This is a genomic window from Micromonospora matsumotoense (assembly GCF_050951065.1).
Lineage (GTDB): Bacteria > Actinomycetota > Actinomycetes > Mycobacteriales > Micromonosporaceae > Micromonospora > Micromonospora matsumotoensis.
Genome location: NZ_CP192025.1, coordinates 6,315,083 through 6,340,802, shown reverse-complemented (window position 1 = coordinate 6,340,802; position 25,720 = coordinate 6,315,083). Strand labels below are relative to the sequence as shown.

Here is a 25,720-nt window from a genome sequence, read left to right as displayed (position 1 = left end):
CCGGGCGGGGCGACCAAAAACAACAGGCGATTCGCGCATCCCGCGCGGAGCGCTCCTCTTCGGGCCCGCAACAGGTGCGGGTTCGACGTTCCGTCAAGGAGACGAAACAGATGGCAATTGGCACCGTCAAGTGGTTCAACGCTGACAAGGGCTTCGGCTTCATCACCCCGGACGGCGGCGGCGCTGACGTCTTCGCCCACTTCTCGGCGATCCAGTCCTCCGGCTACCGGAGCCTGGACGAGAACCAGCGGGTCGAGTTCGAGGTGACCCAGGGCCAGAAGGGCCCGCAGGCGGAGAACATCCGCCCGCTCTGATCTTCGGATCGTCCCGGTAACACCCACCAGGTCCTCCGGACCCGGTGACGGACCGGTCCGCCGCGCCGCCCCCCGCTCCGGCGGGACGCGGCGTGCTGCGGCGGACCGGCCCGTACCCCATCGGTTCGTGCTTGTGAGTCCCCGACGGAGTGCTCCGTCGGAGACCGCGCCGACTCTCGGCGCCCTCCCTCGACACGTGCCGCGTCGAGGAAGGCATTTCGCATGACCATGACCATTCCCACCTTCGCCGCGACCGGCCTCGCGCCGGCACTGCTCGCCGAGCTGACCGAGCAGGGCATCACCGAGCCGTTCCCGATCCAGACGGCCACCCTGCCGGACTCGCTGGCCGGCCGGGACGTGCTCGGCCGGGGACGCACCGGCTCGGGCAAGACCCTCGCCTTCGGGCTCCCCCTGCTGCACCGCACCGCGGGCCACCGGGCCCGCCCGGGTCGCCCGCTCGCCCTGGTGCTGGTCCCCACCCGTGAGCTGGCCGCCCAGGTCACCACGGCGCTCACCCCGTACGCCCGGGCGCTGGGGCTGCGCTGCGCCACCGTGGTCGGGGGGCTCTCCCTCCAGCGGCAGGCGGACGCGCTGCGCGCCGGCACCGAGGTGCTGGTAGCCACGCCCGGCCGGTTGCACGACCTGATCAACCGGGGCGACGCCCGCCTCGACCAGGTCGCCATCACCGTGCTGGACGAGGCCGACCAGATGGCGGACATGGGCTTCCTGCCGCAGGTGACCAAGCTGCTGGAGCAGGTCGCCCCGAACGGCCAGCGGATGCTCTTCTCGGCCACCCTGGACGGTGGGGTGGACCGCCTGGTCCGCCGCTTCCTCAGCAACCCGGTGTCGCACTCGGTGGACCCGGGCACCGCCACGGTGACCGCGATGACCCACCACGTGCTGCACGTCGACGCGGCCGACAAGCCCACCGCGCTCACCCAGATCGCCGCCCGCGAGGGCCGCACCATCCTGTTCATGGCGACCAAGCACCGGGCCGACCGGATGGCCCGTCAGCTCCTCGCCAAGGGCGTCCGCGCCGCGGCGCTGCACGGTGGGAAGTCGCAGCCGCAGCGCACCCGGATCCTGGAGCAGTTCCGCACCGGCCAGGTGACCGCGCTGGTCGCCACCGACGTGGCGGCCCGGGGCATCCACGTCGACGGGCTGGACATGGTGGTCAACGTGGACCCGCCGACCGAGGCGAAGGACTACCTGCACCGCGGTGGTCGTACCGCCCGCGCCGGTGAGGCCGGTCAGGTGGTCACCCTGGTCCTGCCGGAGCAGCGCCGGGACGTCTCCCGGCTGATGAGCGTGGCCGGCATCAAGCCGCAGTCGACCCAGGTACGCCTCGACGACGGGGCGCTGGCCCGGGTGACCGGGGCCCGTGAGCCGTCCGGGGTGCCGGTGACGATCGTCGCCCCGACGCCCACCCCGGCCGCCCGGCCGCGTGCCGCCGTCGGTGGTGGCAACGGTGGCGGTGGGGAGGGTGGCCGGTCGCACCGGGCGTCGGGCCGGTCCCGTCGTCCGCGTCGCCCGCGTACCGCCTGACCGGCGGCCTGTCCGCCTGACCGGGCTGCTGTCCCGTCCGGGGGGCGGGAGTCCGTGGGGCGGACAGCGTGCTTGCCGTCGTGTTCGATCGAGATCGACTCAGTGGGGTCGATGTTGCGGTGTCATCGTGCCGAAGATGCCGCAACATCGGCCCACCTGAGTCGATCTTGTTTTGGGCGTGCGGTGATCGGGTCGCCGTCCCACTTGGTGGACGGTGTGGGGTCGGGTGTGAACTCTCAGTGATCATGCCGACGGGTGGGTCGGTTTGCCGGCTCTATTGCGTCCGATCGGTGACTGTTCCATCGGGCCCGGCTGGTCGAAGCTTGCTTCCGGGGGAAAGAGCCGGCCGGCACGGTCGGGCACGGGAGGGGTGACCATGGGGGGCGACGCTGAGTCGGGGGCGGGGCGCGAGCTGCTGGTGGTGTTAGCTGTGGCCGGCGCCGGGCTCCTGCTCGCCATGGTCGCGGCGTTCGCGCCCTGGCACCCGAGGCCGGGGCGGGCCGCCCCGGCCGGGCTGGTCGAGTTGCACAGTCCCGATGAGGGGCGTCCGCCGACGGTCGAGCTGACCGCCGGCTGAGTCGGCCCTGCGGGAGCCGGTGGGGGCGGCGGGTCCGGTCGTCCGTCCGACCGTCGAATCCTGGGGGGTCGACGGTCGGACGGACGTTACGGATCACCGGTCGGGTGCCGTCAGCAGGACGGTGCCGTCACCGCTCGGGCGCCGACAGTGGTCCGGTGGCCGTCACCGGTCGGGTGCCCGTCAGCAGGCGGGGGTCTGCTCCTGGTGGACCAGCAGGTCGGTGAGCGTGGTCCGGTCGACCACCACGGCGATCGCGCCGTCCACCGCGAGCCAGACGTCGCGCAGGCCGGTGGCCACCCCGTGGTAGCCGGCATCTCCGGCGGGCAGCCCGCGTACGGTGGTCAGTGATCCACCGACGGCGCGCAGCACGTCCCCGACGCTGATCCGCGACGCGGGCCGGGTCAGCGCGTAGCCGCCCTCGGTGCCCCGGTGACTGTGCAGCAGGCCCGCGCGGCGCAGGTCGAGCAGGATGCCCTGGAGGAAGCTCAGCGGGATGCCCTGCGCCTCCGCCAGGCGCGCGGCCTTGACCAGTTCTCCACCGCCACCGCCACCGCCACCGCCACCGCCACCGCCACCGCCACCGCCACCGCCACCGCCACCGCCACCGCCACCGCCACCGCCACCGCCACCGCCCTCGGGTCGGCCGTCCCCGCCGTCGGGTCGGGTGGGCTCGCCGTCGCCGGTCGCGGCGACGGCGAGCATGGCCCGGAGCGCGTAGTCGCTGCGCGCGGAGATGTACACGTCACTGACCAGCCTGGTCCAGTACGCCCCAGCGACGCCGGATGGTCCGGTCGGCAGCCCCGAAGGCAGCGTCTACCACCAGCCCGACGACCAGAATGACGATCATCGTGGCGAGCAGCCAGGGCGCGTCGGACAACTCCCGGGAATAGGTGAGTTGGGCCCCCAGCGAGGTCTGCGAGATGCCGACCACCAGCAGCTCACCGGCCATCAGGCTGCGCCAGGAGAAGGCCCAGCCCTGCTTGAGCCCGGCGACGATGGCGGGCAGGGCGGCCGGGGCGATGACGTACCGGTAGAGGTTCAGCCCGCGGGCGCCGAGGTTGCGGCCGGCCCGGACCAGCAGCGGTGGCACGTAGTCGACCCCACTGATCACCCCGTTGGCGATGGACGGCGCGGCGCCGAGCACCACCACGAAGAAGATCGCCTTCTCGCTCAGCTCGAACAGCAGGATGGCCAGCGGGAACCAGGCGATCGACGGCATCGTCTGCAACGCGGTGATCATCGAGCCGATCGCCGCCCGGAGCACCTTGGACCGGGCCACCGCCAGGCCGACCAGCAGGCCGACCGCGACGGAGAAGATGTAGCCGAGCGCGGCGCGTTGCAGCGTGGTGGCGAGCCCGTCCCAGAGTTGCCGTCCACCGGCCTGCCGGGCCAGCTCCTCGGCGACGGCGACCGGGCCGGGCAGCGAGTACGGCGGCTTCCAGCCACTCCAGACCACCACCTGCCAGAGCCCGATGGCGATGGCGAGCGCGGCGAGCTTGGGCCAGGTGGACGCCCAGAGCCGGGCCCCCCGGGAGACCTCCTTCTCGCGGCCGGCGATCTCCAGCGCGTCCAGCCCGGAGATCTCCGCGTCGGCGCGGGCCGCATCGGTCAGGGTGTCACTTGCCATGGCGGCCCACCTCCGTGCGCAGTCGGTCGGTGACCTCGGAGGCGATCGCGGACACCTCGGGGGAGTCGATGCGTCGGGGGCGGGACACGTTCACCTCGGTGGACCAGATGATCCGGCCGGGTCGGCTGCTGAGCAGGATGATCCGGTCGGCGAGCCGGGCGGCCTCGCGGACGTTGTGCGTCACGAACAGCACGGTGAGCTGCCGTTCCGTCCAGATCCGTTCCAGCTCGTCGTGCAGGATGTCCCGGGTCATCGCGTCGAGCGCGCCGAACGGCTCGTCCATGAGCAGCACCGGGGTGTCCAGGGCGAGGGTGCGGGCCAGGGCGACCCGCTGCCGCATGCCGCCGGACAGCTCGTGCGGACGCTTGCGGCCGAAGTCGGACAGGTGGACGGTGCGCAGCAGTTCCGCGACCCGTTCCCGGCGGGCCGCCCGGGGCAGCCCGCGCAGCTTCAACGGCACCTCCACGTTGGCCTCGACGGTCAGCCACGGGAAGAGCGCCGGCTCCTGGAACATCAGGCCGGGGTGGGCGTCGTCGGCCACCGTGATGGTGCCGCCCTGCGCGCGGTCCAACCCGGCGACGAGGTTGAGCAGTGTGCTCTTTCCGCAGCCGGACGCGCCGACGAGGCAGACGAACTCCCCGGGCCGGACGTCCAGGCTCACCCCGTCCAGGGCGAGGACGGCGTTCGTCCCGCGCCCGTACACCTTGGTCACGCCGGAGAGCGCGACTGCGGCGGTCGCACTCTCCGGCGTCGTCGTGGTCGACGTCACGGCTGGGTGACCTCGGCTTGACCCTGCGTCTTGAGCACCTCGTTGAGGTACTTCAGGTCGTACAGGCCGTCGAGGCTGACCGGCTGGGTCAGCTCGACTGCGACGGCGTGGTCCAGCCCGGTCTTGAGCGAGGACGCGATGGGGTCGTTGGTGAACAGCAGGCTCGGCCAGGCCTGCTTGATCAGCTTGAGGTCCAGCGGCTTGCCGGTGATCTTGCCGATGTGGTCGGAGATGGCCTGCTGGGCCTCGTCCGGCTTGGTGTTGACGAAGTCGTTCGCCGCGACCTGCCCCTCGACCAGCTTCTTCACCGCGTCGGGGTGGGCCTTGAGGAACTTGGTGGAGACGATCAGGTTGGTGATGACGAACTTCTTGTCCGGCCAGAGGTCCCGCTCGTCGACGAGGACCTTGCCACCGGCGTTGACCAGGCGGGAGACGAACGGCTCGGGCACCCACGCGCCGTCGATCGCGCCGCTGGTGAAGGTCTCCACGGTCTGGGCGTTCTCCTGCGGGACGATCTTGACGTCGCCGCCGCCCTCCTTGGTGGTCTTGAGGCCCTTCTCCTTGAGCCAGTAGCGGATGGCGACGTCCTGGGTGTTGCCGAGCTGCGGGGTGGAGATCTTCTTGCCGCGCAGCTGCTCGACCGAGGTGATCTCCGGCTTGACCACCAGGGCGACCCCGCCGGACGCGGCGCCGGAGATCACCCGGACGGCCTCGCCCTTGGACTTGGAGAAGGCGTTCACCGTCGGGTTCGGCCCGATGTACGTCGCGTCGAGCGCGCCGGAGAAGATCGCCTCGATGGCGGCCGGCCCGGCGTTGAAGGTCTTGGTCTCCAGCTTGATGTCGTTGCCGAGCTTGTCCTCGAAGATCTTCTTCTCCACCCCCACCACGGCCGGGGCGTGCGTGATGTTGGGGAAGTAGCCCAGCCGCAGGGTGACCGGGCCGGAGTCGCCGCCACCGGCGGCACTGTCGTCGTCACCGCACGCCGCGGTGGTCCCCAGCGTGGCCGCGCCGATGACGGCGAGGGTGGCGAGGGAGACCAACCGACGGAAGGGGAGCCGTCTCATCGTCTATCCAATCCGCAGTATTCCTATTTAGTTGGTAGGAAGAGTGGGCCAGGGGTCCGCCGGCGTCAAGCGCCGTCCGCATCATGGGATGCTCGGTCTCAGATATTCCTGGTTTTCCTACCTTCTTGATAGGTTTAACTGCCCCCGGCGACGTACACCGGGCGGGACACGGCGAGAGGGCTGCCGACATGACCTTCCACTGGTTCCTCCCCACCTCCGGCGACGGCGACCAGGTCGGCGCGGCCACCGTCGCCGCCGGCGCGGCCCGGCACGCGCGGGCCGCCACGATCGGATATCTGACCGAGGTGGCCCGGGCCGCCGAGGCGGGCGGGTTCCGCGCGTTGCTCACCCCGGTCGGCTCCGGCTGCCCCGACCCGTGGATCGTCTGCGCGGCGGTCACCCAGCACACCGAACGGATCGGCCTGCTGGTCGCCGTCCGCGCCGGTTTCGCCCTGCCCACCCTGGTCGCCCAGCAGGCCGAGGCGTTCCAGGCGGTCTCCGGCGGCCGGCTCGCGCTGAACATCGTCACCGGCGGCGACCCCACCGAGCAGCGGGCGTACGGCGACTTCCTCGACCACGACGCGCGCTACGCCCGTACCGGCGAATTCATCGAGGTGCTCCGGCGCTCCTGGCGCGGTGGGCCGTTCGACTTCACCGGCGCGCACTACCGGGTCGACGGCGGCGGGCTGGCCGCCCCGCTGGCCGATCCGCCGCCGGTCTACCTCGGCGGCGCGTCCCCGGCCGCCGAGGCGGTCGCCGCCCGGCAGGCCGACGCGTACCTGATGTGGGGCGAGCCGCCGGCGGCCATCGCCACCCGGGTGGCCCGGGTCCGGGCCCGCGCCGCCGAGCAGGGCCGCACCCTGCGCACCGGGCTGCGGCTGCACGTCATCGCCCGCCACACCGCCGCCGAGGCGTGGGCCGAGGCCGACCGGCTGCGGGCCGGGATGAGCCCGGACCGGATCGCCGCCGCCCAGGCCCGGTTCGGCCGGATGGACTCCGTCGGCCAGGCCCGGATGACCGCGCTGCACGGCGGCGGCAGCGGACGACTCGCCGTCGCGACGAACCTGTGGGCCGGCATCGGCCTGGTCCGCGAGGGCGCGGGCACCGCGCTGGTCGGCAGCTATGCCGAGGTCGCCGCCCGGCTCGACGAGTACGCCCGCAGCGGCGTCGACGAGTTCATCCTCTCCGGCTGGCCGCACCGGGAGGAGGCGGAGCGGGTCGGCGCCGAGGTGCTGCCCCGGGTCACCGCGCTGCCCGTCGCGGTGTCGCACTGAGACGCGGGCCGAGGACGCCCGTGTCCCGGGTGGCGACACGCTAGGGTCGATCACGTGCCGACCCGGAGAGCGAGAATCCCAGCGACGAAGTACCCGGTCGAGCGGTTCACCCTCGACAACGGCCTACGGGTGGTCCTCACCCCGGACCGCAGCGCCCCGGTGATCGGCGTCGCGGTCGTCTACGACGTCGGCATCCGCTCCGAGCCGGAGGGGCGCACCGGCTTCGCCCACCTCTTCGAGCACCTGATGTTCCAGGGCTCGGAGAACCTGGAGAAGCTGGCCCACTTCCGGCACGTGCAGGGTGCCGGCGGCACCTTCAACGGCTCCACCCACCTGGACTACACCGACTACTACGAGACGCTGCCCGGCAACGCCCTGGAGCGGGCGCTGTTCCTGGAGGCCGACCGGATGCGCGGCCCCCGGCTGACCGAGGAGAACCTGCGCAACCAGGTCGACGTGGTCAAGGAGGAGATCCGGGTCAACGTGCTCAACCGGCCGTACGGCGGGTTCCCCTGGCTGACCCTGCCGCCGGTCATGTTCGACACCTTCGCCAACGCGCACGACGGTTACGGCTCCTTCGACGACCTGGAGTCCGCCACCGTCGCCGACGCCGCCGACTTCTTCCGCCGCTACTACGCCAGCGGCAACGCCGTTCTCGCGGTCAGTGGGGACATCGACGTCACGGAGGCGACCGCCCTGGTCGAACGGCACTTCGGTGACGTGCCGGCCCGGCCCGCCCCGGAGCGCCCCGACTTCACCGAGCCGGACCTGACCACCGAGCGGCGCACCTCGTACACCGATCAGTTGGCGCCGTTGCCGGCGGTGGCCTCGGCGTGGCGGGTGCCCGACCCGGTCGGCGACTTCGCCGGCTACCTGCCCTACGTCGTCCTCGCCGAGGTGCTCACCGACGGGGACGCGTCCCGGCTGGTGGAGCGGATGGTCCAGCGCGACCGTAGCGTCACCGGCCTCGGCGGCTACCTCGGCTTCATGGGCGACCCGTTCGACGTCCGCGACCCCACCGCGCTGCTGCTCCAGGCGCACCTGCCGCCCGGTGGCGACGTGGACAAGGCGCTGCGCACCGTCGACGAGGAGTTGGAGCGGCTGGCCACCGACGGGCTGACCGACGGCGAGTTGGCGCGTACCCAGGCGCGGATGGCCACCCACCTGCTGCGGGACACCGACGCGGTGCTCGGCCGGGCGCTGCGGATGGCGGTCCTGGAACAGCAGCGCGGCGAGCCGGGCCTGCTCAACGACCTGCCCCGGTTGGTCGGCGAGGTCACCGAGGACCAGGTCCGCGCCGCCGCCGCCACCCTGCGCCCGGAACGCCGCGCCTCCATCGAGGTCATCCCCGGCGGTGCCCGGTGAGTGCGAGGAGTGAGCCGGGTTTGCGAGCCCCGCAGTCGCGAACGGAGGGCGGTTGGGTGAGTGCGAGGAGTGAGCCGGGTTTGCGAGCCCCGCAGTCGCGAACGGAGATGACGCAGTGACCGCCAACACCCGGGTGCTGCCACCGCTTGGTCCGACCCGGCGACTGAAGCTGCCCAAGCAGGCCGAGCGGCGACTTCCCAACGGACTCACCGTGCTCGCCGTACGTCGGCCCGCCGTCCCCCTGGTCGAGCTGCGGCTGTGGATGCCGTTCGGCCGTACCCACCTGGCCCGGGGGGCGATGCTCGCCGAGACGGTGCTGGCCGGCACCGGCGCCCTCACCGCCACCCAGATCGCCGCCGAGTTGCAGAAGGTCGGTGGTGGGCTCTCCGCCGGGGCCGACCCGGACCGGCTGATGCTCTCCGGCGCGGGCCTGGTCACCGGGCTGGACCGGATGCTGGAGATCCTGGCCGACGTGCTGACCGACGCCAGCTACCCGGCCGACTGGGTGCAGACCGAGCGGGACCGGCTGGTGGACCGGATCCAGGTGGCGCAGAGCCAGCCCGCCCATCTGGCCCGTACCGCGCTGCTGCGGCGGATCTACGGCCGGCACCCGTACGCGGTGCAGACCCCGGAGCCGGAGCAGGTCCGCGCGGTCCGTCCGGCGGCGCTGCGCCGGTTGCACGCCGAGCGGGTGCACCCGGCCGAGGCGGTGCTGGTGCTGGTCGGCGACGTGCAGCCGGAGCGCGCGTTGGACGCCGCGGAGAAGGCCCTGGCCGGCTGGACCGGGGACAGCCGGGGCGTCGACCTGCCGCCCGCGCCACCGCTGGAACCCGGCCCGCTGCTGCTGGTGGACCGGCCCGGTGCGGTGCAGTCGTCGCTGCGGATCGCGCTGCCGGCGGTGCCCCGCACCCACCCGGACCACGCCGCACTGCAACTGGCCAACCTGATCTTCGGCGGTTACTTCTCGTCCCGGTGGACGGAGAACATCCGCGAGGACAAGGGTTACACCTACGGCCCGCACTCGTCGGTCGAGCACTCCGTCGCCGGATCGGTGCTGGTCGCCGGCGCCGAGGTGGCCACCGAGGTGACCGGCCCGGCCCTGCTGGAGACGACGTACGAGCTGGGTCGGCTGGCCTCGGTGCCGCCCGGTGCGGACGAGTTGGCGCAGGCCCGCCAGTACGCCCTGGGCACCCTCCAGCTCGGCATCTCGACCCAGGCCGGGTTGGCCGCGTTGACCAGCGCGTACGCCGGCAACGGGCTGCGGTTGGACTTCCTCGCCGAGCACGCCGCCCGGCTGGCGAAGACCACCGTCGACGACATCGCCGAGGTCGGCGCCCGGTATTTCGCCCCGGCGCGGGCGGTCGTCGTGGTGCTCGGTGACGCCGAGCGGGTCGCCGGTCCGCTGGCCGCCCTCACCCCGGTCCGTACGGAGTCGGCGTGAGTGGTGAGACCGCGCCGCCGCTGGCCCGTTCCACGCTGGACCGGGCGGCGCACCGGCGTACCGATCCGCAGTGGTTGGCGCAGGCGTGGCAGCGGGCCCGGGTGCTGGTGCTGGATTCGACCCGGGACGGGCGGGCGCTGGTCCGCACGGAGGTGAATCCGCCGGTGCTGGTGCTGCGGGACGCCGCCGAGGTCGGCCCGCTGGGGGAGGCGTTCCCGCTCTTCCTGGGAGTGGAGCCCGACGGGGTGCCGGTCTTCGCGGTGGACGCCCCGCTGCCCGAGCTGCCGGGCACCCGGGAGGCCAACCTGCGGGAGATCGGCCACCTGCTCGACGATCGGGACGCCGGGATCTTCACCACGGCGCTCGCCCTGGTCAACTGGCACCTGGGGCACGGCTGGTCGCCCCGCACCGGGCACCGGACCGAGGTCGACGAGGGCGGCTGGTCGCGGGTGGACGGGGACGGCCGGCGGGCCTGGCCGCGTACCGACCCGGCGATGATCGTCCTGGTGCACGACGGGGTGGACGGCCCGGACGGTCGTTGCCTGCTCGGCAACAACGCCACCTGGCCGCGTACCCCGGGGCAGCGGCGTTTCTCCTGTCTCGCCGGTTACGTCGAGCCGGGGGAGTCGGCGGAGGCGGCCGTGCTGCGCGAGGTCCGCGAGGAGGTCGGCGTCGGGGTCGAGCGGATCATGTACGCGGGCAGCCAGGCATGGCCGTTCCCCGGCTCGCTGATGCTGGGCTACCTGGCCGAGGCGGACCCGGGGGAGCCGGTCCGGGTCGATCCGACGGAGATCGCGTACGCCCGGTGGTTCACCCGGCGGGAGATCGGCGCGGTGCTGGCCGGCCGGGCGGTGGACGCCGGGGACGGTGACCGGATGATCCTGCCCCCGCCGTCGTCGATCGCCCTCTTCCTGATCCACCGCTGGCTCGACGGGCACTGCTGACCGGTCGGGGGCGGCTACGGCCCCGGCCCGGACCGCCGTTGCCGCGACGGTCCCGGGCCGGGAACACGGGCCGTCGTGGGCGGGCGGCGGACGCACTCGGCGGGGAGCCGTTGCGGCCACGACGGACGTCGGTCAGCCGGGCGGGTGTTGCCCCCGGCGGCGTCGGCCGGGTTCGGCGAGCGGGAGCACCTTGACCCGCTGCCGGCCGGCGCGGACCGCGCCCACCGTGGACAGGGCACGGGCCAGCAGCAGGGCGGCGTCCCGGTCCTCGGCGTGCACGGTCTGTCGGCGGCACTCCGGGGTGGTGGTCTCGTTGCGCAGGCAACCACCGCCGGCCCAGGCGGCGGCGAGGTCGATGTCGGCGGCGGTGCGGATGTCGGTACGAACGATCAGGAAACGCATGGCTGTCTCCGGACGGACCGCGGGTGACCGGGTACGTTGTGGAACTTCCACGTCACTGAATCGTCATGTTACGCCCGCCCGGGGTCCCGGCAAGTGAAACGCGGCGATCGATCTGGTCCTGTCCGATCATCCGATGCCTGGTCAGACAGGTCGCCGTGCGGAGGTGACGGGTCCGGGGGCCCGTACGACGTGGGGCCGCCGGCAACCTGCCGACGGCCCCAACCCGGTCCCCGGATCAGTCCAGTGCGAACTGTCCGTTCTTCGTGCCCGCGAGGAAGCCGAGCCAACCGGCCCGCGGGAACAGCAGCACCGGGCCGTTCGGGTCCTTGCTGTCCCGCAGCGCCACCTCGGTCGTCGCGGTACGCAACTGGGCGACCTCCACACAGTTGGAGGTCTGGCTGCGGCTGCTCTTGTGCCAACGCGCGTCGGCGGGCACGGTCTGGATCTCGTTCATGGTTCTGCTCCTGCTTCCTGGAACTGCTTCGACGGAACGAGCGGCGGTCGCCCGGCCCCGACGGGGGCGGTGTGCGTCACCGTTCCGTCAGGCGCCCAGGTTGCCGGCGGCGTTGGGCCGGCGCTGCGGTCGGACCCGGAACCACCACGGACGAGGCCGCCGTGTCGGTCAGCCGTCCCGTCGCCGCGAAGAGCCAGGTAAGGGTGTCCGATGCGGAGAGCGCCGCCGAGCATAGCCACTCAAATACCACTTTATAGCGATTCACCGTGGATGCCTCGGTCGACATGACGTCGATGAAGCCTCCTTCGATCGCCAGCGTCTCCGGGTCCTGCGAATCGGCGAACCGGTAGAGCGAGAAGGCCGTCGGTGGCAGGTAGAACTCACCGATCCGGGTGTCCCGCAGCAACAGGTGCAGGGTCACGTTCGGCAGCATGGCCAGCTCGCAGAGGTGGGCGAGCTGCTCCCGCAGCACCTCCGGCGGGCAGGCCCGGCGGCCCAGCGCCGCCTCCTCCAGCACCGCCGTGTACCGGGGGCCGTCCGCCCGGTCCAGCAGGGACTGCCGGCCCAGCCGCGCCTTGACCTCGGTCTCCGGGTCGTCCCCGGACGGGTCGGCCGACTCCGCGGCGGCGGCCTCGGCGGAGAGGATCCGCAGCCGGGCGTATCCCTCGGTCTGCAGCAGCCCCGGCACCAGGACCGGGTTGTACTCGCGGATCTGGGCGCAGCCCGCCTCCAGCTCCGCCCACCCCAACTGCTGCTGGGTCATCACCGGGTACGACTTGCGCCAGGCACGCATGTCGCCGGCCTCGTCGGTGATGGCGAGCAGCTCGTCGCGCGTTGCGGGGGCGGCCCCGTAGAGGTCGAGCAGGACGCCGACGTCCTCCGGGTCGGGTCGGCTGCGGCCGTTCTCCAGCCGGGAGAGTTTCGAGGCCGACGCCCAGCCGATCCGGTCGATCACCTGGTCACCGGTGAGTCCCGCCGCCTCGCGCAGGCGACGCAGGTCATTGCCGAGCCTGCGCCGGCGCAGGATCGGACTCGGTACGGCTGGAGGCACGGTGTCCTCGATTCCGTCGACCGTCGCGAGACGCGACGGTAACTGTATGAAATTCGCCCCCCACGGTCAGTATGGACGTCGCGACCGGCGTCGGAGGTCCCGGCGAGGGCGTGTCTTGCGTCAAAAAGAGGACTGTGGAACGTGCCGGCCGAGCCTCGGGACGACGTCGTCCCTGCTGGCGGCAGTTCCTCCGTACGCGTCCAACCCGGGCGCCACCCCCCGCCGGAGGGAACCCCCATGCGCACCGTCCTGCGCCGCCCCGACTTCCGTCTGCTCTTCGTCGCGCTGCTGGCCAGCATGGCGGCCGAGTCGATGCTGCTGCTCGCCCTGGCCATCTGGGTCAAGGATCTGACCGGTTCCGACGGCATGGCCGGTGCCACGATCTTCGCGATCATCGCGCCGATGATCCTGGCCCCGCTGGTCGGCTGGGTCGTCGATCGCTACCGTCGTCGACCGTTCTTCGTGGTCGCCAACCTGGCCACCGCGCTGCTGCTCAGCCCGCTCTTCGTGGTCCGCGACCGGGCCGACGTCTGGATCATCTACGTGGTGGCCGCCTGCTACGGGCTGTCCTACCTGACGTTGCACGCCACCCTGAGCGGCCTGCTCCGCCAGCTCGTGCCGAGCGAACTGCTGGCCGATGCGAACGGGGCGTTGCAGACCGTGCGGCAGGGCCTGCGCCTGGGCGGCCCGCTGGCCGGGGCGGCCCTGTACGCGGCGGTCGGCGGCTGGCTGCTGACCAGTCTGGCGATGACCGGCTTCGTGGTCGCCGCCGCCGTGGTGGGGCTGCTCCGGGTGACCGAGCACGCACCGGCCACCGCGACCCTGCGCTGGCCCGCCGAGCTGGGCGCCGGACTGCGCCACCTCACCCGCGAGGCGGCCCTGCGCCGGGCCCTGCTCGGGTACGGGCTGGGCTCACTCGTGATGGGCTTCACCGAATCGTTGATCTTCGCGTACGTCGACCAGGGGCTGCGCCGGGACGCCGCCTTCGTCGGGGTGCTGATCACCGTGCAGGGGATCGGTGGCCTGGTGGGCGGGCTGCTCTCGCCGACAGTCGTGCGTCGGGTCGGTGAACTGGGGGCGCTCGCCGCCGGGGTGACCCTCTTCGGCCCGGCCGCACTGGCCCTGGCCTGGCCCGACCTGCGCCTCGGGGTGCTGGCCCTGCTGCTCGCCGGGCTGTCCCTGCCGCTGACCATGGTGGGGCTGACCACGCTGGTCCAGCGGCGTACCCCGCCGGGACTGCTCGGTCGGGTCACCGCGGCCTCGGAGGCACTGGTCAGCGGGCCGCAGGCGGTGTCCATCGGGACCGGGGCACTGCTCGTCGGGGTGTTCGACTACCGGCTGCTGTTCGTCCTCGTCGGGGTGGTCACCACGGTCGCCGGTCTCTGGCTCTGGCAGGGGCGTCGGCTCACCCCGCCGGGCCCGCGCACACCTCCCGCTTCGCCGCCCGCGGCCCGCATCCCGGCCCCCCGCCGTCCGCTCTCCGACCCCGCCGCCGACCGGCTCACCGGTCGATGACCGACGACCCGCCGACGACCCGCAGCGGCCGGCCCCGGTGGGGTCGGCCGCTGCGTCGGCGGGATGACCGGATCAGCCCGGGAGCGCGGCCAGGTGCTGCTTGACCTGGGTGATGGAGGGGTTGGTCAGGGCGCTGCCATCGGCGAAGCGCAGCGTCGGGACGGTCTGGTTGCCACCGTTGACCTTCATCACGAAGTCGGCGGCCTGCGGGTCCTGCTCGATGTCGACCACCTCGTACCCGATGCCTTCCCGGTCCAGCTGCGACTTCAGCCGGTGGCAGTAGCCGCACCACGGGGTGGAATACATGGTCAACATCGTCGGATCCTCCACGGTTCGCCGCGCCCGGCCCGGTCAGGCCAGGCTGACCGGTACAACGCCGGCCGGAGCTGAGATGATTCCTCGCTGTGGTGGTTCACTCAGCGGCGGAGTCGGTCCTCGCCGGGCTGGATCCGGAGCAGCGGTCGGCGGTGACCGCCCCGGCCGGCCCGGTCTGCATCCTGGCCGGCGCCGGCACCGGCAAGACCCGCGCGGTGACCTCCCGGATCGCCCACCGGGTGCTGACCGGGGGGATCGTCGGTCGACACGTGCTGGCGGTCACCTTCACCGCGCGGGCGGCCGCCGAGATGCGGGCCCGACTCACCGTGCTCGGGGTGCCGGGTGTGCAGGCGCGGACGTTCCATGCGGCGGCGCTGCGCCAGGTGCGCTACTTCGCGCCCCGGCTGCTGTCCGGCCGGGCCATGCCGGAGCTGCTGGACAGCAAGGTCCGGGTGGTCACCCTGGCCGCCGCCAAGGTCGGCCTGCGGGCCGACCGGGCCGCCGCCCGCGACCTGTCCGGGGAGATCGAGTGGGCCAAGTCGTCGCTGGTCGAGCCGGGGGAGTACGTGGTCGCCGCCGCCCGGGCGCTGCGCGAGACGCCGTACGAGCCGGCGAAGGTGGCCGAGGTCTTCACCGCGTACGAACGGCTGAAGCGTTCCTCCGGGGTGATCGACTTCGAGGACATGCTGCGGGCGGCGGTGTGGGGCATCGAGGAGCACCCGGACGTCGCCGAGCAGGTACGCGGCCAGTACCGGCACTTCGTCGTCGACGAGTACCAGGACGTCAACCCGCTCCAGCAGCGGCTGCTCGACGCCTGGCTGGGCGGCCGGGACGACGTGACCGTGGTCGGTGACGCCAGCCAGACGATCTACTCGTTCACCGGGGCCACCTCGGCGTACCTGATCGACTTCCCGCGTCGGCACCGGGCCGCGACCGTGGTCCGGCTGGTCCGCGACTACCGGTCCACCCCGCAGGTGGTCGGGTTGGCCAACGCGGTGATCGGGCAGGCCCGGGGCACCGAGGCGCGGCTGCGGCTGGAGCTGCACGGTCAGCGCCCACCCGGCCCCGAGCCGGAGCTGCGGATCTTCACCGACGAGCCGGCCGAGGCGGGCGCGGTGGCGGCCCGCTGCCGGACGCTGGTCGACGGGGGCACCCCGGCGAAGGAGATCGCCGTGCTGTTCCGCACCAACGCCCAGTCCGAGGCGTACGAGAAGGCGTTGACCGAGGTCGGCGTGCCGTACGTCGTGCAGGGGGCGGAGCGGTTCTTCGAGCGGTCCGAGGTACGCCAGGCGATGGTGGCGCTGCGGGCCGCCACCCGGTCGATCCCGGGCGACACCCCGCTGCCGATCGCCGTCCGGGAGGCGCTGACCGCGGTCGGTTGGGCCCCCGACGCCGCCCCGCCCGGCGGCGCCGCCCGGGAGCGCTGGGAGGCGCTCGCCGCCCTGGTCCAGCTCGCCGAGGAGTACGCGGCCACCCCCGAGGTGCTGCCGATCGGCGAGGCGGCGACCGTGGAGCGCCAGGCCACCCTGACGGACTTCAACGACGAGTTGGCCCGGCGGGCCGCCCAGCAGCACGTGCCGACGGTGGACGGGGTGACCCTGGCCTCCCTGCACTCGGCCAAGGGGCTGGAGTGGGACGCGGTCTTCCTGGTCGGGCTCTCCGAGGGCACCCTGCCCACCTCGTACGCCCGCACCCCGGAGCAGGTCGAGGAGGAACGGCGGCTGCTCTACGTCGGGATCACCCGGGCCCGGCAGTGGCTCTGGCTGTCGTACGCCTCGGCCCGCTCACCGGGTGGGCGGGCCCGGCGGCCGTCGCGGTTCCTGCCCCAACTGGACCGCAGCGGTGGCGGCGAGCGGGCCGGTGCGGGCCGGGTGGCCGGGCCGGGCGGTGCGAAACGGGCGGTGGAACGTCGGCGGACCCAGGTGGTCTCCTGCCGGATCTGCGGCGCGACCCTGCTGGCCGGGGCGGACCGCAAACTGGGCCGCTGCCCGACCTGCCCCTCGGACATCGACGAGAACCTGTACGAGCGGCTCTGCGACTGGCGGGCCCGGGTGGCCGGGACGCAGCGGGTCCCGGCGTACGTGGTCTTCACCGACGCCACCCTCGTCGCGCTGGCCGAACGGCGGCCGGGCCGGGTCGAGGAGTTGATCGCCATCGCCGGCATCGGCCCCCGCAAACTCGGCCTCTACGGCGAGGCGGTGCTGGCATTGGTGGCGGGCGCGACGGTGGACGAGATCGGCCCGGAGAAAACTCTCGAAATCTCGTCGTAAATTCGTTTGCCCTCGCCCCGTGGCGAGGAATAGCCTCAGGACGCACCTCGGGAGCAGCGCCATTACGGCTGCTCACGGGGGGTGAGTCCGAATCGGCACGAGGAACGTGAGGGAGGTGGCAACCGTGGAGATCATCACCTATGAGCGTCTGGCGGCGATGCCAGCTGCCTTCGCTCCGCTGTCGGCTGTCCGGGTGGCCCTTGCCGCTCCGCGACCGTCGAACCCGCAGGTGCACCAGGTCTCGGTTCAGGCCGAGCTGAACCTGACTGTTGCACCCACTGCGGGAGCCGAGGGGACCAGTGGCTTCACGGGTCTGGGCATTGATGTCGCCAAGAAGCGCATGGATGTCCGCGGCGTTCCACCTCGAGGTAGACCGGTCTGACACTCAGACCACCGGCTCACCTCGAGGCCGCGGAACCCGCTCACCGGGATCCGCGGCCTCAGTTTTTTGCCCGTCGAAGTACGTCGGAATGCGATCCAAGGGATCGAAGTGAGAGAGAGGTGACCGGGAGATGAGTCTGGCGTTGGCCCCCCTCGACGTGAGCGTCGAGCTGGAGGCGAACCTGCCCTGCCGGAAGTTCGACCCCGACCTGTGGTTCTCCGACTCGCCCACCGACCTGGAACTGGCCAAGACGCTCTGCGGGGACTGCCCGCTGCGCGTCGAGTGCCTGGCCGGCGCGGTCGAGCGGGCCGAGCCCTGGGGCGTCTGGGGCGGCGAGATCTTCGAGCGTGGCGCGGTCGTCCCGCGTAAGCGGCCCCGTGGCCGTCCGCGTAAGGAGGACCTCGCCCGCGACGCGGCCCTTCAGGTCGAGGCCGAGGCGCGGTTGGCGGCCAGTGGTGTGGCCACCTCGCGCAGTGCGGTCCGGCTGGCAGCCTGACCTACCCGATCCGTTCCACCCACCCGCCGATGATCATCGGCCGAGAGAGAGTTGACCCCGATGCTGCACCTGCCGAACGGAACCGAGATGCAACTACTCCACGAAGCGTTGTCCCGGGCTCGAATGCGCCGGCCTCAGGCCGGTCGTACCACCACGAGCACTGAGGCGCACCGTTCTGCCCGTACCGTCGCGATGAACAGCCGGAGCCAGTCGGCTCGCGACCTGGGCGTTCTCTGAGACCACCAGCGACACGTGGGGGCGGTGACCGGGTTCCGGTCACCGCCCCCACGTCGTGCGTCGGTCAGGCCACCGGCGCGAAACCGGGCAGCCACCGTTCCAGGATGCCCCGGTAGGGCGCCTTCGCCTCCAACTGGCAGAGCACCCCGATCGAGCCCAGCGTCACCCGGTGGATGAGCAGGTACGACGGCGGCAGGTTGAGCTGCCGGCTGAGCTGGAAGGCGGGCGACTTCGGGCTGGCCAGCCGGGTCGCCTCGGCGCGGAGCCAGGCCCGGGTGAACCGGAACTCCTCCTCGGCCACCGGGTCCAGCATGGGCCGGATGTAGTCCAGCAGCGCCTGGGCGTCGATCGGCTCGGTCGGGTTGACGAAGCCCTCCTCGCGCAGCCCGGCGACGACCGCGTCGGCGTCGCCGCGCAGCGACAGCCCGAGCAGCCGGCCGATCGGCTCCGGGGTGCCCTCGGGCATCCGGGCCACCGCGCCGAAGTCGATCACCCCGAGTCGGCCGTCGGGCAGCAACCGGAAGTTGCCCGGGTGCGGGTCGGCATGCAGCAGCCCGGCCCGGGGCGGGGCGGACAGGTGCAGGGTCGCCATCAACCGACCGGCGGCGTTGCGCTGCTCGTCGGTGCCCTCCCGGATGATGTCCGCCAGCGGTGTTCCCTCGATCCACTCGGTGACCAGCACCCGGGGCGAGGCGGAGAGCACCGCCGGGATGAAGATCTCCGGGTCGTCGGCGTACGCGGCGGCGAAGGCGCGCTGCGACTCCGCCTCCAGCTCGTAGTCCAACTCCTCGGTGATCCGTTCCCGCAGCTCGGCCAGGAGCGGCTTGACGTCCAGGCCGGGTTGGATGACCCGGAACATCCCGCCCAGCCGGGAGAGCTGCTTCAGGTCGGCGAGCAGCGCGTCCCCGGCACCCGGATACTGGATCTTGACGGCGGCGGTCCGGGACACCCCGGTCTCCGGGTCCCGCCACACGGCCCGGTGCACCTGGCCGATGCTGGCCGCCGCGGCGGGGGTGTCGTCGAACTCCACGAACCGGTCCCGCCAGTCCGGCCCGAGCTGCTCGGTCAGCACCTTGTGCACGCTCGCCACCGGCAGGGGCGGAGCGGCCTCCTGGAGCTTCGTCAACGCCTGCCGGTAGGGCGCGGCGATCTCGTCCGGCAGCGCCGCCTCGAACACCGACAACGCCTGGCCGAACTTCATCGCCCCGCCCTTGAGCTGCCCGAGGACGCTGAACAGCTGCTCGGCGGTGCGTTGCTGGATCTCGGCGGAGATGACGTCGGAGGCGATGCCGGTGACGCGCTTACCCATCCCGAGGACGGTCCGACCGGCGAAGCCGAGCGGCAGAGCGGCGAGCTTGGCGGTCCGGGACACGGCGCGGCGCGGGATGTCGGTCACCTGGCCATTGTTACCGACTTCCCGGCTCCGGTGCTGCGCCAAGCCGGGCTGGGTGGCCGCATACCCCTTCCGCGTGCCCCGCCCGGACTCCCACCGCGCTCCCGCACGTCACCCACGGCGACCGGTGCCGGAGCAGGAGCAGCCGGGGTGCGGGGCCCAGGCCCGACGTCGGAACCGACCGGCGGGCCCGATCTCCACCGCGCAGCCCACCGTTTCCGGGGTGCCGCCGTCGACCTGGGCCAGCGCCTCGGCGACCGCGTAGCCGACGGCGCTGAGCAGGGTGGCGGTGCCGCAGGACCGGCTGGCCGGGCCGGTGGCGAGCTGCGCGGCCAGTCCGGGCCAGCCCGGGTCGCGATCGGTGCGGTGCAGGTCGAGGCAGTGCAGGCAGGGGCCCACCGGCGGCCGGACCAGGGGACCCACCACCGGTGTCCCCTCCCGGAGGGTGACCAGCAGGTGCGGCTGGCGACGCCGGGCGTACCCGGTGGCGAGCAGGTCCGCCGGGCGGTCCGTGCCGAGGTGCACCACCAGTGCGGCCCGGCGGCGGCCGGCCGGGTGGGTCCGGGTGCCCGGGGCGGCGCGGGCGATGGCGGCCCGGACCGCCCCGGCCAGCGGTTGCCCCACGTCGGCTGCGGCCAGCCCGGTGCCGACCAGGTCGACCGGGTCCACCGGGCCGGCCAGCTCGGTGGCCACGTGCCCCACGCCGGCCTGGGCCAGGGCCACGGCGACGGGCGCGCCGAGCCGGCCCGCCCCGGCCACCACCACCCGGGCGACACGTCGGCGGCGGAGCACCTGGGCGGGAGTGCCGGGCAGGGCGGTGGAGGCCAGAGCGAGCGCACCGGCCTCCGCGGCGAGCCGGGCCCGGTCCGGGCCGGTCAGGTCCCGGGGAAGCAGGGTGTGCGCGGGTACGACCAGCCCGGCGGCGTGCAGCGTGTCGAGCAGCCCGCGCGCCTGGCCGGGGTCGACCCGGGCGTTCGCCGCGTCCGCCAGGATGCCGCGCACGCTCCGGGTGCCGTCGAGCAGGTCGAGCAGTCGGGTGACCCGTGAGTCGGTCACCTCCAGCAGCACGGCCCGGCCCGGACTCATCCCCAGTTGCAGGGTGTGCCGGTCGCGCCAGAGCCGGGTCAGGCCCGGTAACAGGGCGGGGCGGAGCAGCGGGGTGCGGGAGGGTGCGGGAGGGGATGGGGTCATGATGACGAATCGTGACCGAAACCCTGCGGTGCGTCGATCGTTGTCCACAGGTGCGCAGCGCCAGATCCAGCGTTGTCCACAGGACTTGGCGAGTTATCCACAGCTCACCGGGAGTCATGTCGGGCAGTTGACAGGGCGGGGCTGTCCGGCCACCCGACAGCGGCGACCGCCCGATCACCTGTCAGCGGCGACCGCCCGGACGTGCGGGAGGGGCGGCCCCACCGGCCGCCCCTCCCGCGTCGTACCCGGACGGGTCAGACCTTGGCCTTGCCCAGGATGCGGTTCACTGTTGTGCCGCACACCGGACACTTGCCCTTGGCCATGTTCATCCCGGTCTTCGAGACCTCGACGTGCCCCTCGAAGTCCCGCTTCTCCTTGCACTTCACGCAGTAACCGTTGTAGGTCTGGGCCTGGTCGGCCACGGTAGCCTCCTCGTCTCGTCCGCCGGGCACGTCGGCCCGGCGGTTCTCCCGGCGGCAGGCCACGCGGGGCACGGCGCCGGGTCCTTCTCCGCGGCCACCCACGTGACCGCCGGTTGGCGGACCCTACCCAGCTCTGGGCGGTTCCATGTCAGCTGTGCATCGACACTGTGAGCAAGTCGACGTCGAGAGTGTGCATCCCGAAATAGGCGGGATAAGTGAGTTTGCCGGGGACACGCCGTGTGGAGGCCTGTGGGAGGTCCCCCGGACGGGGGTGCGGCGGCGTCGGCGGGGCCGATCACCTACCGTGGAGATCGCGCCCGGCGTGGGCTGTCGGGGTCGCCACGAAGGGTGACGAGGGTCCAGCCTCATGGTCACCACCAGTTTTTTTCGGACTCCTTACTATCAACCACCATTTTCCGGGCGCGTGTCGGGGTGTTGACCCTTGCGGACCCCTGGTCAGTACGCATTAGCTTTCCCTCGTGGCAGGAAACCACGGCTGCGCGGCCCACTGATGGCGGCGGCGCGGAAGCCAGTCGTCGAGGTACGGCGCAGTCAGCGCCGGCGACGGACGGTGTCCGCCTACCGGGACGGCGAACGGGTCGTGGTGCTCATCCCGGACCAGTTCTCCCGGGCCGAGGAGAGCGAGTGGGTCGACCGGATGCTCGCCCGGCTCGCCGCCCGGGAGGGCCGGCTGGCCCGCAACGACAACGAGCTGCTCGACCGGGCCCTCCGATTGATCAACCTGTACCTGTCCGACCAGGGCGGCGAGACCCTGCCGGCCAGCGTCCGGTGGGTCACCAACCAGAACGGCCGATGGGGTTCCTGCACCCCCGCCGACCGGACCATCCGGATCTCGCACCGGCTCCAGGACATGCCCGACTGGGTGCTCGACTACGTGCTGCTGCACGAGTTGGCGCACCTCATCGTGCCGAGCCACAACACCCGCTTCTGGGCCCTGGTCGGCCGGTACGCCAAGACCGAACGGGCGCGGGGCTATCTGGAGGGGGTCGCCGCCGCCTCCGCCGTCCCGGTCCCCGGCTGAACCCCTCCCGCCGCCTCCGCCGCCCGGCTCCCCAGCCTGCCGAAGCTTGATCAACTCTTCTGGGCGCAGGTAGCGGGGTCCAGCGGGCGTCGATGGCACCATTTCGGCCCACGGGAGTCGATCACGGACGCCGCGCCCACTAGGGTCGGGGGATGGTCCGACGGGTGGTGGTGGCGTTGCTCGGTCCGGTTACCTGGTCGCCGCCCGGCGTCGAGCTGACGCAGTGGCGTACCGCGCTGGCCGAGGACGTGGTGGACCTGCTCGCCACCCTCGCCGAGGTGGAGACCGCGCTCGCGGTGACCCCGGCCGACCGCTGGCTGGCCGACGCGGTGCGCTGGCCCGACACCCCCGTGCACGAGGTGCCCGAGCCGACCGTGACCGCCGCGCTGGCCGCCCTCGACGGGTACGACCAGGCCGCCGTGGTCGCCGCCGACGCCCCCGACCTGCCGGGGCTGACCCTCGGCAAGCTGCTCCGACCGTTGACCAGCCGACCCGTCGCCGTCGCGCCGGTCGAGGGTAGCGGCGCGGGACTGCTCGGCGTGGCGTGCCGGTTACCCGTACCCGGCTGGCTGCCGGCGCTGGACCTGGACGTCGCCGGGCCGGCGGACCTGCGTCGCGCGGCACCCGCCCCGACCGACGTGGCGGTCACGCCCGGCTGGCACCGGCTGCGCGGCCCGGCCGACCTGGCCGCCCTGGACCCCGCGGTAGAGGGCTGGGAGGCCACCCGCGCCCTGCTCTCCGGCCACCGCCCCTGACCGGCCACCGCCCCTGACCGGCCACCGCCCCTGACCGGCCACCGCCCCTGACCGGCCACCGCCCCTGACCGGCCACCGCCCCTGACCGGCCACCGCCCCTGACCGGCCACCGCCCCTGACCGGCCACCGCCCCTGACCGGCCACCGCCCCTGACCGGCCACCGCCCCTGACCGGCCACCGCCCCTGACTGGCCACCGCCCCTGACTGGCCACCGCCCACCGCCCCTGGCGGCCATCGGCCACCGCCCCTGACCGGCGACCGGCCGCCCCTGACCGGCCGACAGCCGGGTTGCCGCCGCCCGACGTCGGCCTGACCGGTCACCGCGATCTACCGGCGACCGGCCAACGGCGACCGGCCGGACCTGCCCGGGGATCGGGCGGGTCCGGCCGGTGTCGCGGCTGGTCCGAAGCGGGTCAGGACCGGTCGGCGTCGCCGTCGGTGTCGTCGGGGCGGGGCCGGCTGCCCGGTGCCTGCTCCTCGGGGCCGCCGGGAGCGGTGAAGTCGAAGTTGGCCAGCTCGTCGTCGAGATCCGTCGAGGTGGTCGCGAAGGCCACCGGGTCGGCGAAGTCCGCGTCCGAGGGGAGCAGGTCGGGGTGGCCCCAGACCGCGTCCCGGCCGGCGATGCCCCGGTGCTCGGTCAGCGCCGCCCACAGCGCCGCCGCCTCCCGCAGCCGACGCGGACGCAGCTCCAGCCCGACCAGGGCGGCGAAGGTCTGCTCGGCCGGCCCACCGGCTGCCCGGCGACGACGGAACGCCTCACCGAGGCGGACCACGTTGGGCAGCCGATCCGTCGCGGCGCTGTCCACCACGTGGCAGACCCAGCCCTCGACCAGCGCGAGCACCGTCTCCAGCCGGGCCAGGGACGCCTTCTGCGCCGGGGTGTCCTCCGGGGTGAAGATCCCCTCCAGGGCGATCGCCTGCATCGACTCCGGGTCGGTCGGGTCGACCCGGCCCATCGCCTCCTCGATCGCCTCCCGGTTGACCCGGATGCCGGACGCGTAGTTCTCCACCGCGGCCAGCACGTGCCCGCGCAGCCACGGGACGTGCTCGAAGAGCCGCTGGTGGGCCGCCTCGCGCAGGGCGACGTAGAGGCGCACCTCGTCCTCGGGCAGCTCCAGACCCTCGCCGTACACCCGGATGTTGGCCGGGATCAGCGCGGCGGTGCCGGCCGGGCCGAGCGGCAGGCCGATGTCACCGGCGGAGAGCACCTCGGCGGCGAGCTGGCCGAGCGCCTGGCCGAGCTGGCCGCCGAAGAGCGCCCCGCCCAGGGTGGCGACCATCGACTGCATCGGACCGAGCTGGGCGCGGGCCTCCGGCGGGACCAGGTCGCCCATCGCGCCGACCATCCGGCTGGCCACCGGGTCGCAGAGCTTGCGCCAGACGTCCAGCGTCTTGTAGATCCACTCGTTGCGGTTCCACGCCACGGAGGTGCGGATGCCGGTCGGCCAGGCCGACGCCGGCTCCAACCAGAGGTCGGCCAGGCGCAGCGCCTCCTCCACCGCGTGCCGCTCGTACGGTGAGGCCATCGGGTCACCCGTGGCGGCGAGCTGGCTGGCGGCCACCTGGCGGGCCAGGTCCCAGTTGACCGGCCCGCTGCCCGGCGCGGAGAGCAGGTGCTGCAACTGCGACATGAACTGCTGCATCTGCGCGGGATCGTTGGGGTCTGGTGGTTGCCCACCCGGGAGCGCGAAACCGAACGGAATATCAGGCACGACGTCTACGGTACGCGCGCCGCGCCCCTGGTAGCCGCTGCCGGCGTTGCGCTGAGGGCGAAGTCCGCCGCAGCCTGCCGGTGTCGCCACCCCCGGTCGGTACGCTCTGCCGCATGAGACGTCGTGGCGTGACCGTCCTCCTCGGTGCTCTGCTCACCACCCTGCTGAGCATCGGCGTGCTCGGCGCGTCCATCCCGTACGTGGTGCTCGGTCCCGGGCCGACGGTGAACACCCTCGGCACCTCCGACGGCAGGGAGGTCATCCAGATCAGCGGCCGGGAGACGTCCACCTCCGCCGGTCAGCTCCGGATGACCACGGTCGGCGTGCAACCGACGGTGAAACTGCGCGCCGCGATCGTCGGCTGGCTGTCGAAGGACGAGGCGGTGGTGCCCCGGGAGCTGGTCTACCCGCCGGGCGAGTCGCAGGAGGAGGTCGAGAAGCGCAACGCCGAGGACTTCCAGAACTCGCAGAGCAGCGCCGAGACCGCCGCACTGGTCAAGCTCGGCTACCCGGTCGAGGTGGTGGCGAAGGAGGTGGCCGCGGACGGGCCGGCGGCCGGCGCGCTGAAGGCCGGTGACGTGGTCGCCACCGTCGACGGCGCGAAGGTCACCTCCGCGACCCGGCTGGTCGAGCTGGTCCGGGGCAAGCCCGCCGGCACCGCGCTGAGCATCGGGTACGTCCGCGACGGCACCCCCGGCACCGCCACCGTGACCAGCCGGGACCAGGACGGCCGGCCCCGCATCGGGGTGGTCCCCGACCAGCGGCAGCCGCACCCGTTCACCCTGAAGATCGACCTTAACGACATCGGCGGTCCGAGCGCCGGGCTGATGTTCGCCCTCGGCATCATCGACAAGCTCAAGCCGGAGGATCTCACCGGCGGGAAGGTCATCGCCGGCACCGGCACCATCGACGACGAGGGCCGGGTCGGCCCGATCGGCGGCATCGCCCAGAAGCTGGTCGGGGCGAAGAAGGCCGGTGCCAAGGTGTTCCTGGTCCCCGCCGACAACTGCGCCGAGGCGGTCCGCAACCCGCAGTCGGGCCTGCCCATGCTCAAGGTCGGTTCGCTGGACGACGCATTGACCGCCCTGGACGCGTTGCGCGCCGGTGGGGAGCCGATCCGCTGCTGAGGCGGGTGCCACCGGACCGACCCGCGCGACCTGACC

Annotated in this window: 26 protein-coding genes; 14 read left to right on the top strand and 12 right to left on the bottom strand. The window is 73.0% G+C overall.

Features of this window, described 5'->3' with window-relative positions:
* Nucleotides 1-110 precede the first annotated feature (110 nt).
* From cspE to ACQP1S_RS26965, 3 genes are all read left to right on the top strand, one after another.
* On the top strand, nucleotides 111-314 hold the full coding sequence (gene cspE / locus ACQP1S_RS26975) for a transcription antiterminator/RNA stability regulator CspE (RefSeq protein WP_007464836.1): 204 nt from the start codon (nucleotides 111-113) through the stop codon (nucleotides 312-314).
* A 222-nt stretch (nucleotides 315-536) separates the two neighbouring features.
* Nucleotides 537-1,859, top strand: coding sequence for a DEAD/DEAH box helicase (locus ACQP1S_RS26970; protein WP_432900436.1), 1,323 nt, complete (start codon nucleotides 537-539; stop codon nucleotides 1,857-1,859).
* A 376-nt stretch (nucleotides 1,860-2,235) separates the two neighbouring features.
* Nucleotides 2,236-2,436, top strand: a complete 201-nt coding sequence (locus ACQP1S_RS26965; RefSeq protein ID WP_091242641.1) for a hypothetical protein — start codon at nucleotides 2,236-2,238, stop codon at nucleotides 2,434-2,436.
* A gap of 180 nt (nucleotides 2,437-2,616) precedes the next feature.
* On the opposite strand, the gene ACQP1S_RS26960 is transcribed toward ACQP1S_RS26965, so the two are convergent.
* Genes ACQP1S_RS26960 through ACQP1S_RS26945 form a run of 4 tightly spaced genes read right to left on the bottom strand, consistent with a single transcriptional unit; the run spans nucleotide 2,617 to nucleotide 5,896 of the window.
* A complete protein-coding gene (locus tag ACQP1S_RS26960; RefSeq protein ID WP_432900433.1) occupies nucleotides 2,617-3,177 on the bottom strand; it encodes an RrF2 family transcriptional regulator in 561 nt (186 codons plus the stop codon).
* A gap of 1 nt (nucleotide 3,178) precedes the next feature.
* Nucleotides 3,179-4,063, bottom strand: coding sequence for an ABC transporter permease (locus ACQP1S_RS26955; RefSeq protein WP_432900431.1), 885 nt, complete (start codon nucleotides 4,061-4,063; stop codon nucleotides 3,179-3,181).
* Entirely contained in the window at nucleotides 4,053-4,832 is a 780-nt protein-coding gene (locus tag ACQP1S_RS26950) for an ABC transporter ATP-binding protein (protein ID WP_091241457.1), read from the bottom strand. The genes ACQP1S_RS26955 and ACQP1S_RS26950 overlap by 11 nt, the downstream gene beginning before the upstream one ends.
* Complete coding sequence (locus ACQP1S_RS26945) at nucleotides 4,829-5,896, bottom strand: ABC transporter substrate-binding protein (RefSeq protein ID WP_432900428.1); 1,068 nt, start codon at nucleotides 5,894-5,896, stop codon at nucleotides 4,829-4,831. Before ACQP1S_RS26945 ends, ACQP1S_RS26950 begins: the two co-directional genes overlap by 4 nt.
* Before the next feature lie 188 nt (nucleotides 5,897-6,084).
* Between ACQP1S_RS26945 and ACQP1S_RS26940 the strand changes: the two genes are divergently transcribed.
* The 4 genes from ACQP1S_RS26940 (at nucleotide 6,085) to nudC (ending at nucleotide 10,920) form a co-directional block, all read left to right on the top strand.
* A complete protein-coding gene (locus ACQP1S_RS26940; RefSeq protein WP_091241449.1) occupies nucleotides 6,085-7,170 on the top strand; it encodes an LLM class flavin-dependent oxidoreductase in 1,086 nt (361 codons plus the stop codon).
* A 54-nt stretch (nucleotides 7,171-7,224) separates the two neighbouring features.
* Nucleotides 7,225-8,535, top strand: a complete 1,311-nt coding sequence (locus tag ACQP1S_RS26935) for a M16 family metallopeptidase (RefSeq protein WP_091241446.1) — start codon at nucleotides 7,225-7,227, stop codon at nucleotides 8,533-8,535.
* Between the two features lie 115 nt (nucleotides 8,536-8,650).
* Entirely contained in the window at nucleotides 8,651-9,976 is a 1,326-nt protein-coding gene (locus ACQP1S_RS26930; RefSeq protein WP_432900426.1) for a M16 family metallopeptidase, read from the top strand.
* Nucleotides 9,973-10,920, top strand: a complete 948-nt coding sequence (nudC, locus tag ACQP1S_RS26925) for an NAD(+) diphosphatase (RefSeq protein ID WP_432900424.1) — start codon at nucleotides 9,973-9,975, stop codon at nucleotides 10,918-10,920. The genes ACQP1S_RS26930 and nudC overlap by 4 nt, the downstream gene beginning before the upstream one ends.
* 132 nt (nucleotides 10,921-11,052) lie before the next feature.
* On the opposite strand, the gene ACQP1S_RS26920 is transcribed toward nudC, so the two are convergent.
* From ACQP1S_RS26920 to ACQP1S_RS26910, 3 genes are all read right to left on the bottom strand, one after another.
* Nucleotides 11,053-11,322: a hypothetical protein gene (locus ACQP1S_RS26920; RefSeq protein WP_432900422.1), complete on the bottom strand. Its 270-nt coding sequence runs from the start codon at nucleotides 11,320-11,322 to the stop codon at nucleotides 11,053-11,055.
* A 235-nt stretch (nucleotides 11,323-11,557) separates the two neighbouring features.
* Nucleotides 11,558-11,776 (bottom strand): DUF397 domain-containing protein, encoded by a 219-nt coding sequence (locus tag ACQP1S_RS26915; protein ID WP_432900420.1) that lies wholly within the window; start codon nucleotides 11,774-11,776, stop codon nucleotides 11,558-11,560.
* 76 nt (nucleotides 11,777-11,852) lie between these two features.
* On the bottom strand, nucleotides 11,853-12,827 hold the full coding sequence (locus tag ACQP1S_RS26910) for a helix-turn-helix domain-containing protein (protein WP_432900418.1): 975 nt from the start codon (nucleotides 12,825-12,827) through the stop codon (nucleotides 11,853-11,855).
* A 237-nt stretch (nucleotides 12,828-13,064) separates the two neighbouring features.
* Between ACQP1S_RS26910 and ACQP1S_RS26905 the strand changes: the two genes are divergently transcribed.
* Entirely contained in the window at nucleotides 13,065-14,342 is a 1,278-nt protein-coding gene (locus ACQP1S_RS26905) for an MFS transporter (RefSeq protein ID WP_432900416.1), read from the top strand.
* 72 nt (nucleotides 14,343-14,414) lie between these two features.
* Here ACQP1S_RS26905 and ACQP1S_RS26900 read toward each other — a convergent pair whose 3' ends face one another.
* On the bottom strand, nucleotides 14,415-14,657 hold the full coding sequence (locus tag ACQP1S_RS26900) for a mycoredoxin (protein WP_091241421.1): 243 nt from the start codon (nucleotides 14,655-14,657) through the stop codon (nucleotides 14,415-14,417).
* 89 nt (nucleotides 14,658-14,746) lie between these two features.
* On the opposite strand from ACQP1S_RS26900, the gene ACQP1S_RS26895 reads away from it, so the two are divergent.
* The 3 genes from ACQP1S_RS26895 to ACQP1S_RS26885 all read left to right on the top strand — a co-directional run bounded on the left by ACQP1S_RS26895 (nucleotide 14,747) and on the right by ACQP1S_RS26885 (nucleotide 17,805).
* Nucleotides 14,747-16,927 carry an ATP-dependent DNA helicase UvrD2 gene (locus tag ACQP1S_RS26895; RefSeq protein ID WP_432900414.1) on the top strand — a complete coding sequence of 727 codons (2,181 nt, stop codon included), beginning with the start codon at nucleotides 14,747-14,749 and terminating at the stop codon, nucleotides 16,925-16,927.
* 124 nt (nucleotides 16,928-17,051) lie between these two features.
* Entirely contained in the window at nucleotides 17,052-17,309 is a 258-nt protein-coding gene (locus ACQP1S_RS26890) for a hypothetical protein (RefSeq protein ID WP_432900412.1), read from the top strand.
* A gap of 130 nt (nucleotides 17,310-17,439) precedes the next feature.
* Entirely contained in the window at nucleotides 17,440-17,805 is a 366-nt protein-coding gene (locus tag ACQP1S_RS26885) for a WhiB family transcriptional regulator (RefSeq protein ID WP_091241415.1), read from the top strand.
* A gap of 301 nt (nucleotides 17,806-18,106) precedes the next feature.
* On the opposite strand, the gene ACQP1S_RS26880 is transcribed toward ACQP1S_RS26885, so the two are convergent.
* The 3 genes from ACQP1S_RS26880 to ACQP1S_RS26870 form a co-directional block, all read right to left on the bottom strand.
* Complete coding sequence (locus ACQP1S_RS26880) at nucleotides 18,107-19,438, bottom strand: ABC1 kinase family protein (RefSeq protein WP_091241412.1); 1,332 nt, start codon at nucleotides 19,436-19,438, stop codon at nucleotides 18,107-18,109.
* A 108-nt stretch (nucleotides 19,439-19,546) separates the two neighbouring features.
* Entirely contained in the window at nucleotides 19,547-20,626 is a 1,080-nt protein-coding gene (locus ACQP1S_RS26875) for a TOMM precursor leader peptide-binding protein (RefSeq protein ID WP_432900409.1), read from the bottom strand.
* A gap of 254 nt (nucleotides 20,627-20,880) precedes the next feature.
* The gene (locus ACQP1S_RS26870; protein WP_007464795.1) at nucleotides 20,881-21,048 is read right to left on the bottom strand and encodes a DUF5679 domain-containing protein; all 168 of its coding nucleotides are present in this window, start codon (nucleotides 21,046-21,048) and stop codon (nucleotides 20,881-20,883) included.
* A 511-nt stretch (nucleotides 21,049-21,559) separates the two neighbouring features.
* Between ACQP1S_RS26870 and ACQP1S_RS26865 the strand changes: the two genes are divergently transcribed.
* Entirely contained in the window at nucleotides 21,560-22,090 is a 531-nt protein-coding gene (locus ACQP1S_RS26865) for a M48 metallopeptidase family protein (protein ID WP_091241402.1), read from the top strand.
* A 152-nt stretch (nucleotides 22,091-22,242) separates the two neighbouring features.
* Nucleotides 22,243-22,845 carry a hypothetical protein gene (locus tag ACQP1S_RS26860; RefSeq protein ID WP_432900406.1) on the top strand — a complete coding sequence of 201 codons (603 nt, stop codon included), beginning with the start codon at nucleotides 22,243-22,245 and terminating at the stop codon, nucleotides 22,843-22,845.
* A gap of 413 nt (nucleotides 22,846-23,258) precedes the next feature.
* Here the strand turns inward: ACQP1S_RS26860 and ACQP1S_RS26855 are convergent, their stop codons facing one another.
* Entirely contained in the window at nucleotides 23,259-24,557 is a 1,299-nt protein-coding gene (locus ACQP1S_RS26855) for a zinc-dependent metalloprotease (protein WP_432900404.1), read from the bottom strand.
* A gap of 113 nt (nucleotides 24,558-24,670) precedes the next feature.
* Here ACQP1S_RS26855 and ACQP1S_RS26850 point away from each other — a divergent pair, with 113 nt between their 5' ends.
* Nucleotides 24,671-25,684 (top strand): YlbL family protein, encoded by a 1,014-nt coding sequence (locus tag ACQP1S_RS26850; RefSeq protein WP_432900402.1) that lies wholly within the window; start codon nucleotides 24,671-24,673, stop codon nucleotides 25,682-25,684.
* The last annotated feature ends 36 nt before the right edge of the window (nucleotides 25,685-25,720 follow it).